Consider the following 16,560-nt stretch of genomic DNA (forward strand, 5'->3'; position numbering starts at 1 on the left):
AAGTTGAGGATAATTTTAGAAATATAAAGCTTTCAAATTCGAGAGGGGTTTAATGATGATTAACGATGAAAAAACTAAATTAATCAACGGTATATACTCACTCACACCTTTGCAGGAAGGAATGCTTTATCATCATATGACTGACAGTGAGTCTACACAAAATATGATGCAGTACATAATAAACTTAAAAGGTGAAATTAGAGAGGAAAAAATCATTCAAGCGCTGAGGTTGCTTACACTAAGACATGATGTATTAAGAACAGCTATTACGGACGAGAATCTAGCAAATCAAGGTCAGGTAGTATTAGGTAGTAGAGAAATAGAGTACGAAAAAATTGATCTGTCAGGGCTTGGCGAAATGGAGAAACAATGCAGGCTGGAAGAGATATCGGATCTCAATATCAAGCGCAGATTTGACCTGCAGAAAGATTCTCTTTTAAGAGTAAAATATATTGTATTAGATAACAAAAACTACAAAATGATTTGGCTTTATCATCATCTTATTATTGATAGTTGGTGCCTACCTTTAATATTTAGTGATTTTAAGAGATACTATGATGTGCTTAACAATGGAACAACAATGTCTGAGATGATAGATGATATATCCCAAGAAAAAAGTCAGGAAGCAGGATACAGTGAATACGTAGAGTGGCTTGAAAAACAGGATAGGGCAGCAGGACTTTCCTACTGGAGGGAATTGCTGGCGGATTATGATGAAATGGCTGAAATTAAGCCGATGGCGAAACCCAAACCTACTACAGTTCAAATGGTTAAAACAGGACACAAGCTTTCCGAAGATGCAACGAATAAGCTGCTTGATTTCATTGATTCTAATACTATACCAATAAATGTTGCAGTAGAACTTGCCTGGGGAATCGTGTTACAAAAATTCAACTATACAAGTGATGTAGTATTCGGAAAAGTTGTATCAGGAAGAGATGCAGACATAAGAGGAATTAAAAATATAGTCGGATTATTTATTAATACAATTCCTGTAAGAGTAAAAAGTACTAAGGATACTACCATTTTGGAGCTTTTAAAAGAACTTCAAAAGCTGGGGGAAGAGAGCAATAGATATTCGTATTGTTCTCTTGCCGAGATTCAGGGGTTAACAAAGCAAAAAAATAAGTTGATGAAAACGCTATGTGTATTTGAAGATTCGCTTGGTTTTAAGGATAGGTTGGATAGCACTGAAAAGGGGCTTCATTTAACGGTTGAATCGGAAAGAAGACAGACAAACTATGCTATAAGTGCAAGCGTTAGTCTGGACTACAACAGATTAAACATTGATCTATCGTATAACCCAAATGAATACATAATAGAAGAAATCCAAAATATCATGTTAATGTTTGAAAAAATATTGCACGCGATTGCTGCAAATCCCCTGGGTAAAGTTTCCGAGATAGAAGCGATAAGCGATAGGGATAAAGAAATAATAATCAACGAGTTCAACCATAAATATCTAGATAATGCTATAACGGAGACAATGGTAGATATATTTGAGAACCAGGTAAAGAAAACACCTAATTCTATAGCAGTAGTGTTTGAAAATGAGCATATTACATACGCAGAAATGAATAAAAGATCCAATCAACTTGCAAGGAAATTGCGTAAAATGGGTGTAAAGCCAGATGACTTCGTAGCCGTTATGACAGAGCGGAGTATCGAGATGATTGTGAGTATATATGGAATTCTAAAAGCGGGTGGGGCTTATGTTCCGATAGACCCAACCTCTCCAGATGACAGAATTACAATCATGCTTGAGGATTGTCAGCCCAAGGCCATTCTGGTTTACCAGACAAAACCCAAACATGATACTGGAATTCCAGTAATTGATCTTGCAGAAAGGGAGATATGGGAGGGGCTGTCCACAAATCCGAGAAAGGTAAATAAACCTGAGGATTTAGCCTACGTGATCTATACCTCGGGAACGACTGGTACACCGAAAGGTGTCATGATTAAACACAGTGGTGTAGCCTCCTTCAGAACTCACTTCCTGGATTTATATAAGGTGACAGAGAAGGATAATGTTCTTCAATTTGCAAACTATGTATTTGATGGTTCTGTTTGGGAAATGACCATCTCCTTACTGACTGGTGCAACACTGACGATTGCCACACAAGCTAGCATTTCAGACATCAGAAGCTTTAATAAGTTAATAGAAGAAAGCGGAATAACAATAGCTGCATTACCGCCGCAGTTTTATCTGCAGACTGATATACCGAGCGTAAAAATAATCACGACGGGTGGATCGATGTCAAGTCCGGAAGTTGTAAATAAATCAGGCGGCAGAAGCAGATACATAAATGCCTTTGGACCGACGGAAAATACAGTACAGGCCACTCTCTGGGAATATGACGGGGAAAGTGAAATACCGCAAAATATTCCGATAGGTAAACCGATGCCAAACTCACGGATATATATACTGAATGGAATGAATTTGTGCGGAGTAGGCGTTCCCGGAGAACTGTGTATTACTGGCGCAGGTTTGGCAAGAGGATATCTTAACAGACCCGAGCTTACAGCAGAAAAATTTATCGATAATCCTTTCGGAGAAGGGAAATTATATCGTTCGGGAGACTTGGCCAAATGGCTGTCTGACGGCAACATCGAGTATTTGGGACGGATTGATGAGCAGGTCAAGATCAGAGGCTTCCGAATTGAACTAGGTGAAATCGAAAGTGCTATAAGAAGTGTGGAAGGGATCGTGGACTTAGCTGTTATCGCCAGGGAAGACAATTCAGGTGATCCTGCGATTTGTGCTTATGTTGTCTCTGACAAAGAGATAAGCGGATCCGAGCTTAAGCGGACGCTTGGAGAGTCGCTGCCGGAATATATGATACCTGCATATATTATGCAAATAGATAGCATTCCGGTTACAAGAAACGGGAAGCTAGACAAAAGGGCACTTCCACAAATCCAAATAACGAGCAAGCGGGAGTATGTTGCGCCAAGCAATGAAACAGAAGAGATTTTGTGTGCGTTATTTAGCGAAATTCTTGGCATCGGAACAGTAGGCGTTGAGGATAGCTTCTTTGAGTTAGGCGGAGATTCGATCAAGGCAATAAGAATCGTATCGAAAATAAGAAGTGAAGGATTTGAAGTTTCTGTTCAGGACATCATGAGTAAACACACAATTGAAGCAATTGCATACAGCGTCAGGGAATCATCTTATGAAAATAAATACGAACAGAGTGAAGTTACGGGAAAAGTAGTATCCACTCCGATTATCCAGCAATTCGAAGCATGGAGTTTGGTCAAGCCGAACCACTTTAACCAAGACATAATGATAGAAATTGACACAAACAATGAAGTGGAAATCAGGAAGGTTATCGATGCATTGGTGGTCCACCATGATATCATTCGTTCTGTCTACAGAAACGGGCAACTTGAAATATTAAGTGTACAAGAGAGTAGACTGTATGATTTTGAAATATTCGACCTAATAGACGATGATTATAGATTCGCAGATATTGAAGGAATTTGTACGAAACTGCAAAGCAGCTTTGATTTGGAAAATGGGCCGCTAATGAAAGTGGCATTATTCAAAACTGAGCCGAAAAATTACCTGTTCATATGCCTGCATCATCTAGTTATAGATGGGGTTTCCTGGCGCATTCTGCTGGAAGATTTTGAGACTGGTATGAAGCAGATAAAGGCTGGTGATAACAAAATTGAGCTGCCTTTAAAGACCGCTTCATATAAAGAATGGGGAGAAGCGCTCAGGGAATACAAAGAGAGTATGCAGCTGAAAAAGGAAAGAGCATACTGGGAGATAATCACAACCAAAATTAAAGAAGGTAAATTAGAGAAAAGCAGAAATGATACAGGCTCAGGGCATGCTGTTATAAGCCTGAGTTTCGGCAAAGAAGAAACATATAATCTATTACATAAAGCCGGTAAAGCATTCAACACAAAGATTAATGACTTACTAATAAGTGCATTAGGGGTTTCTGTAAAAAGGTGTACAGGTCAAGAACGGGTATCCATAATGATGGAAGGACACGGAAGAGAGGGAATTCATAAGAAGATAGATATAGATAGAACCGTAGGTTGGTTCACGAGTATGTATCCAATCCTTGTGGAATGTAGTGGAACTATTCAAGACAGCATTATATCAACCAAAGAAATGCTAAGAAAAGTACCAAATCAGGGGATGGGATACGGTCTATTAAAAGAGGGTCTTCCGGAAATATCAGCAGATATTTACTTTAACTATTTGGGACAAATGGATGCTGAATCGAAGGGCTACGCTTCTGTTGTTAATTCGACCGGAAAACGCCTAGCGGACGAAAATAATTTATCAACGAATATACTCTTTAGTGGAGTTATACATCAAGGGGAATTGAAGTTTACTATTAAATATGACTGCGGCCTTTTTGCATCAGAGACAGTTCAGAAGCTTGCTAATTTGTATAAAGACAGTCTGAATGAAAGTATCAAATTTTGTATTGATCAAAAAGAAACGGTTAAAACCCCTTCGGATTTTTCAGCAAGTGAGTTAACACAGACTGAATTATCAATGGTATATAACCGATTCGCAGATAAAACGGAGATTGTTGACATTTACGAGCTTTCGCCTTTACAAGAAGGGATTCTATATCATAGTTTAGCTAATACTGAATCTACAGATTATTTCATACAGAATGTTTTTGAAGTCAGCAGAGAAGTTAAAGAAGGTAAGATCAAACAAGCACTTAAACTTCTTGCGACGAGACATGAGGTGCTAAAATCCTCCATTTTAATTGGTGAATTTCAACGCCCGAAACAAGTCGTATTGTTAAATAGAGAACCTGAGTTCGAAAGAATTGATTTAACAGGGCTTGCAGAAAATGAGCAGCAAAATAAAATAGCAGAAATAGCGGCACTTGATGTAAACCGCGGATTTGATTTGCAAGCAGATTCGCTTTTCCGAGTAAAGTACATCATTCTTCGTGAAAATATCTGCAAAATGATATGGAGCTATCACCATATCATCATTGACGGCTGGTGTTCATCATTGCTGTGTAATGATTTTCAGAATTATTACGATTCTCTTAACAACGATGAAAGTATACATAAAGTCGAAGAAATAGTGTTGAAAGAAAAGAACCGGACAGCAGAATATAGTGAATATATCAAGTGGGTTGAAAAGCAGGATAAAGAGCTTGGAATCTCCTACTGGGACAGTTTACTGGAAGATTATCAAGAAATATCGGAAATAAAACCAGTGATGAAACCTGTACCTTCAGATAGGAAAGTAGCCCAAGAGAAGATAAAGGTTTCAAAGGAAACAAGTCAAAGTTTGTTCTCATTGGCTTCATCTAACCGTTTAACAATAAATACAATAGCAGAAGCTGCGTGGGGAATTGTATTGCAGCAATATAGCTTTACCAGAGATGTTGTGTTTGGGAAAGTTGTATCGGGAAGAAATGCTGATGTTAGAGGAATTGAAGAAATAGTTGGGATATTCATTAACACAATACCAGTAAGAGTAAATGATAAAGAAAATACGATTATTTTGGACCTATTTAAAGAGCTTCAAATGCAAGGGACAAAAAGCAACGCATATTCGTATTGTTCTCTTGCCGAAATTCAGGAATTAACCAAACAAAAATCAAGTTTGATAATGTCACTTTTCGTATTTGAAAATCACTTGGATCAAGAAAAAGACCAAGACAACATTGTTGGGCTGCAGCTTAAACTGGAGTCGGTAAGAGAAAAAACAAATTATGCAATAACCGTAATTGCCGGAGTAGAGGATGGTTGCTTGCGTTTTGAGATTATGTATAACCCAAATGAGTACGTAAAAAGCGAAATTCAAAGCATTCTGGCAATGATTGAAAGGGTGTTACACGAGTTTGTTGCAAATCCTCAAGAAAAAGTCTCCAATATCGAAGCAGTAAATGATAACGAGAAGGAAAAAATACTCAACGAGTTCAACCATGAATATACAGGCAATGCTAATACTGAGACCATAGTAGATTTATTCGAGGAGCAGGTAAAGAAAACACCCGATAATGTAGCAATAGTATTCGAAAGTCAGCAGATTACGTACACAGAGATGAATGAGAGAACCAATCAGCTGGCAAGAAAATTGCGCGAAATGGGTGTAAAGCCGGACGACTTCGTAGCCATTATGGCAGAGCGGAGTATCGAGATGATTGTAGGGATTTACGCGATTTTGAAAGCGGGAGGGGCGTATGTACCGATAGATCCAACCTACCCGGAAGACAGAATTGCATTCATGCTTAAAGACTGCCAGCCCAAAGCTGTTCTTGTCTACCAGGCAGAACTTAAACATGATATTGGAATTCCAGTAATTGATCTTACAGAGCGGGAAATCTGGCAAGGGGTTTCCACAAATCCAACAAAAATAAACAAACCTGAGGATTTAGCTTATGTCATCTATACGTCAGGAACTACTGGTCAGCCCAAAGGTGTTATGCTGGAACATTGCGGGATTGTCGCTCTGCGTACCCATCTGATGGAGCTGTATCAGGTAACCGAACAGGACAACGTCCTGCAGTTTGCCAATTACGTCTTTGACGCTGCAGTTTGGGAAATGACACTATCGCTTCTGCTTGGAGCAAGGTTGACACTGATCCCGAAGGAAAGCATTTTGGATACGGGAAGCTTCAATGCTTTTGTGAATAAGAGTGGAATCACGCTGACCTTGTTGCCGCCGCAGTATTATGTGCAGACAGAGCTCACCGGTCTAAAGGCGCTGACAACGGGCGGGTCTGCATCAAATGTGGAAATTATCGAAAAAGCAGGCCGGCATTGCAAGTATATTAATGCTTATGGTCCGACGGAAAATACAGTGCTAGCTACTAACTGGGAATATGACGGAAAGAGTGACATTCCGTATCCGGTTCCGATAGGCAAACCGATTTCAAACTCACAGATCTATATACTGAATGGAATGAATTTGTGCGGAATAGGGGTCCCGGGAGAACTATGTATAGCCGGCGCGGGCTTAGCAAGAGGTTATCTGAACAGACCGGAGCTGACAGCGGAGAAATTTATCGATAATCCGTTTGGAGAAGGTAAGCTGTATCGCTCGGGAGATTTGGCTAGATGGCTGCCCGACGGCAATATCGAATACCAGGGTCGGATCGACGAGCAGGTCAAGATCAGAGGCTTCCGGATCGAACTGGGTGAAATTGAAAGTGCCATGCGACATATAGAAGGGATTGTGGATGTAGCTGTCATCGCTGCCAAAGACCAATCAGGAGATTCTGCACTCTGCGCTTATCTGGTATCCGACACAGAAATGAGCGAGTCCGTACTTAAGAAGAACCTGGGAGCGTCGTTGCCGGAATATATGATCCCTGCATACTTCATGCAAATGGACAGCATTCCGGTCACAAGAAGCGGAAAGGTCGATAAGCGGGCACTTCCAGAAATCGAAGTAACGGGTACACGTGAATATGTTGCGCCGAGAAACGAAACGGAAGAAATTTTGTGTGCTTTATTTAGTGAGATTCTTGGCATTGCCTCATTGGGTATTAAGGACAGCTTCTTTGAACTTGGCGGTCATTCGCTGAGTGCAGTAAGACTTGTCAATGCGATCGAAACTAAAACTGGATATCGCATTCCGCTTCAAGAAATCTTTGCAAATCGTACGCCGGAAGGCTTAGCAATCCGATTATCCGAAAAAGAATTGTTATCCTATACACCGATTGCAGCAGCAGAAGAAAAAAAATACTACTCCATGTCATCTGCGCAAAAAAGGGTTTATGTTGTTTGCCAGATGGGTATCGACAGAACTGCTTACAATATCCCGCAAACCTTTAAAATTAAGGGTCAAGTGAACATTGAATCCATTGGAACAGCATTACAAAAAATGATTGATCGTCATGAGATTTTGCGCACCGATTTCTTAATGGTTGACGGAGAGCCCGTGCAAGAAGTGAGAAAAACGACAAAGGTTGACTTTGAATTTCTAGAAGTCAAGGATACGTCCGAAGCAGAACAGTTCAAGAAGTTTGTACAACCATTCGACCTTGGGCAAGCTCCGCTTGTACGGATGAAGCTCGTGAAGCGGGAAGAGGATCACTTGTTGATGTTTGACATGCATCATATTATCAGTGACGGCATGAGTATGGGGACGTTCATCCGTGAATTTGTAGCACTGTATAATGGCGAATCTCTCAAACCTCCGCTGCTTCAGTATAAGGATTACAGTGAATGGATCAGCAAGAAAGACTTCTCAACACAAAAGGATTATTGGATTAATGAGTTTTCGGACGAGATTCCTGTGCTTGATTTGCCCCTTGATTACAGACGGCCGCAGATGCAGAGCTACAATGGAGCCATTATTGATATGACGACTGGCCGAGAACTGGGGGAAAGAATCAAGGAGATTGCACGGCGGACCGGTACGACTGAATATATGGTGTTCCTTTCAGCACTTATGATCCTGCTGAGCAAGTATAGCAGGCAGGAGGATATTATCGTCGGTAGTCTGTTCAGCGGACGAACGCACAAAGATACCGAGAATATTCTAGGGATGTTTGTTAACACCCTGGCTATGAGAGGGAATCCGGAAGGCAATAAAACATTTGCTGAGTTTTTGAGCGAAATAAAAGAAAAATGTCTGCACGCATACGACAACCAGGAGTATCCGTTTGAAGAACTGGTTGATGCGGTACAAGTTAGACGGGATATGGCAAGAAACCCGCTGTTCGATGTCCTGATGGTACTGCAAAACAATGAGCAACCAGAACTTAAGATGGAATGCGCAGAAATAGAGTCTGTCAGACAAGAAAGTACAACGTCCAAGTTTGACCTTAAATTTGACATTGTTGAAACAGGCACAGGCTTCTGTATTGAACTCGAATATTGTATGGATTTGTTTAAAGCAGACAGCATTGAGCGAATGCTTGTACATTTTATCGGCCTGCTGGAACAGATAACCGCTAATGTAGAAATAAAGATCAGTGAGATCGAGACCATCACCAAGGCCGATAAAATATTGATCCAACAGACTTTTAATGATACCAGTATGGCGTATCCACTCGACAAGTCGGTCGTAGATCTGTTTGAAGAGCAGGTCAGAAACAAACCGGATAACACGGCAATCATCTTCTGTAACGAACAAATTACGTATGATGAACTGAATCAAAAAGCAAACCAGCTGGCTAGACAGCTTCGCGGCATTGGCATCAAGCCTGACGATTTTGTAGCCATCATCGCTGAAAGATGTACGGAAATGATTGTGGCAATCTTAGGCATCTTGAAGGCAGGCGGTGCATATGTGCCGATCGATCCAACATATCCTCCAGATAGGATCGAGTACATAGTGGACGATTGTAAACCAAAGGTTATTTTGACAGCAAAGGCCGAGGTACCGTTGGTAACAAAGATTCAGTGTATCGATCTCAGTTCTGTTGATCTCTATACAGGTGCTTCAACAAATCTGGACAAGAACGTGTCCAGCAATGATTTAGCATACAGCATCTATACTTCTGGGACGACAGGACGTCCGAAGGGCGTAATGATTGAACACCATTCACTGACTACAAATATGATTTATTCAGCCAAACGGTTCCTGCTAGGGAATGAGATTCTGGTGCCTTTGTTCACCAACTACAGCTTCGACTTGACGGTACCATCTATTTTTCTGCCGCTCTGTTTTGGTGGCACGCTTGATCTGATTCACAGGGATAAAGAGATGGACATAAGATTCATCATGAACAATAAAGAGTACACATTTATCAAGATGACGCCTTCGCAGTTGAAAATGCTGCTCGGCGGCTATAACCACAAGCCGCTAGAGAAACTGTGCTGCCTTGTAGTCGGAGGCGAGAAGCTGGAAAGCGATGTGGCAAGCGAGATTCAACATATTTACGGACCTCATCTCGTGATTCTTAATGAATACGGGCCTACGGAAGCAACTGTCGGAAGCACGTTGTATCCGTACTCCGCAAAGGATGAACGTACCTTTATACCGATTGGCAAGCCGTTTGCCAACACGCAGATCTATATCATGAACGGGATGAACCTTTGTGGCATTGGAATTCCCGGAGAACTTTGCATCGCGGGTGAACAGATTGCACGTGGTTACCTGAACAAGCCAGAGATGACTGCACAAAAATTCATTGATAATCCTTTTGGTGATGGGAAGCTATATCGTACAGGTGACCTTGCAAAATGGTTGCCGGACGGGAACATCGAATATATTGGCCGAATTGATGAGCAGGTCAAAGTCAGGGGATTCCGGATTGAGCTGGATGAAATAATTCACGCGATTCGCAGTATCGAATCCATCCGAGACAACGCAGTAATTGTCCGGGAAGACGAATTCGGTGACAAAGTGATTCTTGCGTATTATGTATCGGATGAAAAAATCAGCACATCTGAAGTGCGGGAAGAACTCAGAAAGATTCTTCCTGAGTACATGCTTCCAACCTCTTTCATGCAGATAGACAAGCTGCCGACCACGAAAAACGGCAAGCTTGATAAAAGGGCACTGCCGCAGATATTCATCGATAGCACAAGTGAATTCGTACTGCCGAGAAACAAGATTGAAGAATTATTGTGTCAGGTATTCGGTGAAATGCTGGGAGTACAAGCGGTAAGTGTCAAAGATAGCTTTTTCGAGCTTGGTGGGGATTCTATCAAGGCGATCCGTATCGTTTCGAAATTAAGAAGCCTTGATTATGAACTATCTGTCCGCGACATCATGAGCCGATATACCGTTGAAGCAATCGCCCGTACCGTTGTTGTTACTCATGAGAACCACTATGAGCAACAAGAGGTAACCGGAAGCATCATTCCGACACCGATTCTCAAAGACTTTGAAGCGCGCAGCCTTAAAAAGCCGCATCACTACAACCAGGATGTGATGTTGGAAATCGACACGGATAACGTAGCGCACATTCGGAAAGCACTTGATGCGCTAGCTGTACATCATGATATCATTCGATCTATTTATCGGGATGGCAGATTGGTGATTCTGAGTAGCTGCGACAGTAAACTATATGATTTTGAAACGTATGATCTCCGAGATGCAACGGCTGTTTCCCTCCAGATGGAGGCAGCCTGCAACAAGCTCCAGAGTAGTATTGATCTGGAGAACGGGCCGATGATAAAAGCCGCTTTCTTCCAAACAGATTCCGGTAATTTTCTCTTCCTATGCTTGCATCATCTCGTTGTGGACGCCGTTTCGTGGCAGATTCTGTTGGAAGACCTGCAGACTGCATTGAGACAGGTAGAGGATGGAAAGCCGGTAACCCTACCACCGAAGACTGCTTCCTTCAAGGATTGGGCAGAAGCTTTAGAGGAATACCAATCTTGCAGCCTGCTTAAACAGGAGCAGCAATATTGGGCAGAAATAATGGCGAATATGAAAAATGGAAGAATTGACTTGGAAGATACCGGGACGGAAACGGGATTTAGTAATGTGAGGATCAGCTTCGATGAGGAACAGACGGAACAACTGGTACGGCGTGCAGGAAAGGCGTTCAATACGGAAATCAACGATTTGTTAATCAGTACCATTGGTCTTGCAGTTCGGAGGCTTACGGGTCAGGTAAAAGTTGTCGTCGGTCTCGAAGGTCACGGCCGGGAAGAAATTCACAAGAAGATTGATATCGATCGCACTGTTGGCTGGTTTACCATAAAGCATCCGATCGTTGTTGAATGCCATGAGGAGATCCGGAAAAGCATCATTTCGAACAAAGATATGTTGCGAAAAGTACCTTCACATGGTTTGGGTTACGGCCTTTTGTATGAGCTTCAGGATATTGCGGCTAACATTTATTTCAACTATTTAGGTCAAATGGATACTGAATCGAAAGCTGCCTTCTTCTCAACAGGAAAGAGCATTGCAGAGGAAAATGGAATGTCTGGGATCATTGACATGAACGGATACATCGCAGACGGCAAGCTTAACTTCCTGATTCAATACGACAAAAGCGGATTTTCTGCTGAAATGGTTGAACGGTTTGCTGAGCTATATCAGCAGTATTTAATAGAAACTATCAAGTATTGCTGTACTCAAAGAGCAATAGAAAAAACCGTGTCGGATTATTCTGCTTTTGACCTGACGGAGGAGGATTTGTCCGAACTGCATCGTCAGTATGCAGAACCATCTGTATTGGAAGACATATTCCCGCTTACCTCTTTGCAGGAAGGAATCCTCTATCATAGCATCGCTGATCATCAATCGACGAGCTATGTCACACAGCTTGTTTATGCGTTCAGCGGTGGGATAAGCGAAGAAAAGGTTCAACAAGTGTTAAAAGTACTCGTTATGCGGCATAACGTACTCCGAATGGCGGTTGTGCACGAACAGCTGTCTAAGCCGAGACAGATCCTGTTGACCAGGCGGGAAGTAGACTTTGAAACAATTGATCTCTCGGGACTCGGAAAACTAGAACAGGAGAACAAGGTTGCCGAACTTACGGAGCTGAACATCCAACGCGGATTCGATTTGCAGTATGATCCGTTACTGCGGGTTAAGCATATTGTGCTTAGTCCTGATGAATACAAGATTCTCTGGAGCTATCATCACATTATATTTGACGGCTGGTCTTCCAACATGCTGTTTGGCGATTTCATAACTTATTGCAACAGATTGAAGAACGGCAGTATTGTGTCTGATCTGGAGCGTATGGCGGCAGAGGAAAAGCATCAATCCGCGACCTACGGTGATTATGTCAACTGGATCAAGAAGCAGGACCGTGAGTTGGGGCTGTCCTATTGGCGTGAGTTGCTCTCCGAATATCAGGAGATAGCTGAAATCAAGCCTATGACAAAACCCGAATTTACGGAAAAGCAAATGGAACGAATCGGAATAAAAATTCCGGATGAAATCACTAATCAACTTCTTCAGAAAGCTGCTTCCTGCCAAATCACAATCAATACGGTGGCTGAGGCTGCTTGGGGGATTGTGCTGCAGCAATACAGCAACATTAAGGATGTTGTATTCGGCAAGGTTGTTTCCGGAAGGAATGCAAATGTTCGAGGGATAGAGAAGATCGTTGGACTGTTCGTCAATACCATCCCGGTGAGGATAAGATCCAGCGTGGGGATGACTGTCTCGGAGCTCTGGAATGAGCTTCAGGAGCAGGGGACGGAGAGCGATCAGTACTCGTATTGTTCCCTCGCTGACATTCAGGGCTTGACTGAACAACAAAGTGATCTGATCAAGGTACTGTTTGCCTTCGATAACTATTATATTAACGAAGAAAAACAGCAAGGCGGAGAAAACGGACTGCAGTTTGTTTTAGATTCGGGACGCGAGCAAACCAACTATGCAATCACCTTAAAAACATATTTTATTGGTGAACAATGGGTCTTTGATATTCTTTATAATCCGAGTCACTTTGCAATGAAAGAAGTACAAAGTATGCTTTCCAGAATTCAAGCTGTTTTACTGTCGTTTGCAGCCAACCCTGAGAGAAGGGTCTCCGAGATCGACTTAATTACCCAGCAAGAGAAGGATCAACTCCTTGAGTTCAACAATACGGCCACCGATTATCCAATAGACAAGACCGTCGTGGATATGTTCGAGGAGCAGGTGAGAAAAACACCTGATCATATAGCAGTAGTATTCCGGGATGAGCAGCTTACTTATGCTGAGTTGAACCGAAAGGCCAACCAATTGGCAAGGAAACTGCGCAAGATGGGTGTGAAGCCGGATGACTTCGTTGCCATTCTGGCAGAGCGGAGCATCGAGATGATTGTAGCGATCTATGGAATTCTGAAAGCGGGAGGAGCTTATGTACCGCTAGACCCTACCTTTCCGGAAGAGAGAATCGCATTCATGCTCCAGGATTGCCAGCCCAAAGCTATTCTTGTCTACCAGGCAGACCTGAAACTTAATGCGGGTATGCCAATAATTGATCTCGCAGAGAGGGAGAATTGGAGTGGGGAGTCCACAAACCCGGGAAAGGTAAACCAACCTGAGGATTTAGCGTATGTAATCTACACTTCGGGAACAACGGGTACACCGAAAGGGGTCTTGGTTAAACACAGTGGCGTTGTATCCTTCAGAACCTATTTGCTGGATACATATAGAGTAACAGAGCAAGATAATATTCTACAGTTTGCAAACTATATATTTGATGCTTCGGTTTGGGAAATGACTCTTTCCTTATTGGTAGGAGCCAGGCTGACGCTTCCCACACAAGCTATCATTTCAGACATTAGAAGATTTAATGAATTTGTAAAGCAAAGTGGAATAACGATGACATTATTACCACCGCAGTTTTATCTGCAGACTGACCTGCCGAGCGTAAACGTAATAACGACGGGAGGGTCGGCCTCAAGCCCGGAAGTTATCAAAAAACTTGGCGGCAGAGGCAGATATATCAATGCATTCGGACCAACGGAAAATACAGTCCAGGCCACACACTGGGAATATGACGGGAAAAGTGAAATACCGGAAAGTGTCCCGATAGGCAAACCGATTTCAAACTCACAGATCTATATACTGAATGGAATGAATTTGTGCGGAATAGGGATTCCGGGAGAACTGTGTATAGCCGGTGCGGGCTTAGCAAGAGGTTATTTGAACAGACCGGAGCTGACAGCGGAGAAATTTATCGATAATCCGTTTGGAGAAGGTAAGCTGTATCGCTCGGGAGATTTGGCTAGATGGCTGCCCGACGGCAACATCGAATACCAGGGGCGGATTGATGAGCAGGTCAAGATCAGAGGCTTCCGGATCGAACTGGGTGAAATTGAAAGTGCCATGCGACTTATAGAAGGGATTGTGGATGTAGCTGTCATTGCTGCCAAAGACCAATCAGGAGATTCTGCACTCTGCGCTTATCTGGTATCCGACACAGAAATGAGCGAGTCCGTACTTAAGAAGAACCTGGGAGCGTCGTTGCCGGAATATATGATCCCTGCATACTTCATGCGAATGGACAGCATTCCGGTCACAAGAAGCGGAAAGGTCGATAAGCGGGCACTTCCACACATCGAAGTAACGAGTACACGTGACTATGTTGCGCCGAGAAACGAAATCGAAGAAACGCTGTGTCAGGTCTTTAGTCAGGTGCTGGGTGTGGAAAGGGTTGGGGCGGAGGATAGCTTCTTTGAACTTGGCGGAGACTCCATCAAAGCGATCCGCATCGTATCGAAGATGAGAAGCGCAGGGTACAGCGTCTCCATTAAGGAGATTATGGGCAAATATACGGTGGAAGCGATCGCTCACGCGGTTGAGGCAGTCAGCGAAAACCGCTATGAGCAAAATGAAGTGACAGGATCCGTGATCCCGACACCGATCATAGAGGCGTTTGCATTGTGGCAGCTTCCCGTCCCGCAGCATTTCAACCAGGACATCATGCTGGAGATTGATCTTGTGGATGAAGCCCAAATCCACAAGGTGCTCACCGCTTTGGCTGTGCATCATGATATCATCCGGTCCGTCTATCGGAAGGGCCGCCTTGAAATTCTGGGCAGCCGTGAAAGCAAATTGTATGAGTTAAAGGTGTTTGATGTCCGGGGTGAAGCGCAAGTAAGGGACCGGATCGAAGCCGCCTGTACCGAACTGCAGAGTAGTATGGACTTGGAACAGGGACCCCTGATGAAAGCGGCATTGTTCCGGACTGCCGGGAGGAACCTCCTCTTCCTCTGCTTGCACCATTTGATTGTGGACGGCGTATCTTGGCGCATCCTGCAGGAAGACTTAAGGACGGCTTTGCAGCAGGTGAAGGAAGGCCGGAGTATCCACTTGCCGGCTAAGACGGCCTCGTTCAAGGAATGGGCAGAAGCGCTGGAGGCCTATAAAGGCAGCCGTCAGCTTCAAAAAGAACGGACGTATTGGGAACAGGTCATGTCACAGATGGAACAGGGCCATATTGCAAGTGAATATACCGGTGCTACCGGATTCGCCAGCCTGGAGATCACCTTGAGTAAAGAAGAGACGGAGCAGCTGGTTCACCGGGCAGGAAGGGCATTTAACACTGAAATAAATGACCTGTTGATCAGCGCCATCGGTATGTCTGTCCAAAGGCTGACGGGGCAAGCCGTTGTGTCCGTTGGACTGGAGGGCCACGGCCGGGAAGAAATCCATACGAAGATGGAAATTGACCGGACCGTCGGCTGGTTTACAAGCATGTATCCGATTGTCATCGCATGTCATGAAGAGCTGCAGGAAATGATTGTGGCGACAAAGGAAATGCTGCGGAAAGTTCCGAATCATGGCCTGGGATACGGGGTGCTGAAGCCGGAGCTTCCGGATCTCGAGGCTGACATCCATTTTAATTATTTGGGACAAATGGATGCAGAGGCACAAGATCACAGTATCCTGTTTAATTCGAGCGGAAAAAGTGCAGCAGATGAGAACGCTATGTTCCGTAAGATCAACATTAGCGGAGGTATCCTGCAGGAAATGTTGAAATTCACTATCACTTATGACAGAAGCAAATATTCAGCAAAAAAGATGGGGCGTTTTGCCTCGATGCTTCAGGATTCTATGCGCACAATCATCCTGCATTGTATGACAATGGATGAAGTTGCGGTGACCCTTTCGGACACGCATGCTTCAGATCTGTCTGAGGGCGATTTGCAACTGATCAACTCTCTTTTTGATATCGAGTGAGATTACAATCGATAAAG

The 16,560-nt window shown here is 43.2% G+C and carries 1 protein-coding gene; it reads left to right on the forward strand.

Translation table 11 applies throughout. The features are described 5' to 3' along the window. Positions 1-52 precede the first annotated feature (52 nt). Complete coding sequence (locus R70331_RS07090) at positions 53-16,543, forward strand: non-ribosomal peptide synthetase (RefSeq protein WP_042174064.1); 16,491 nt, start codon at positions 53-55, stop codon at positions 16,541-16,543. Positions 16,544-16,560 lie beyond the last annotated feature (17 nt).

Source organism: Paenibacillus sp. FSL R7-0331 (assembly GCF_000758645.1).
Lineage (GTDB): Bacteria > Bacillota > Bacilli > Paenibacillales > Paenibacillaceae > Paenibacillus_AQ > Paenibacillus_AQ camerounensis.

Coding starts and splice junctions, on each gene's coding strand:
- R70331_RS07090 (WP_042174064.1), top strand. CDS start 53: ATGATGATTAACGATGAAAAAACTAAATTAATCAACGGTATATACTCA.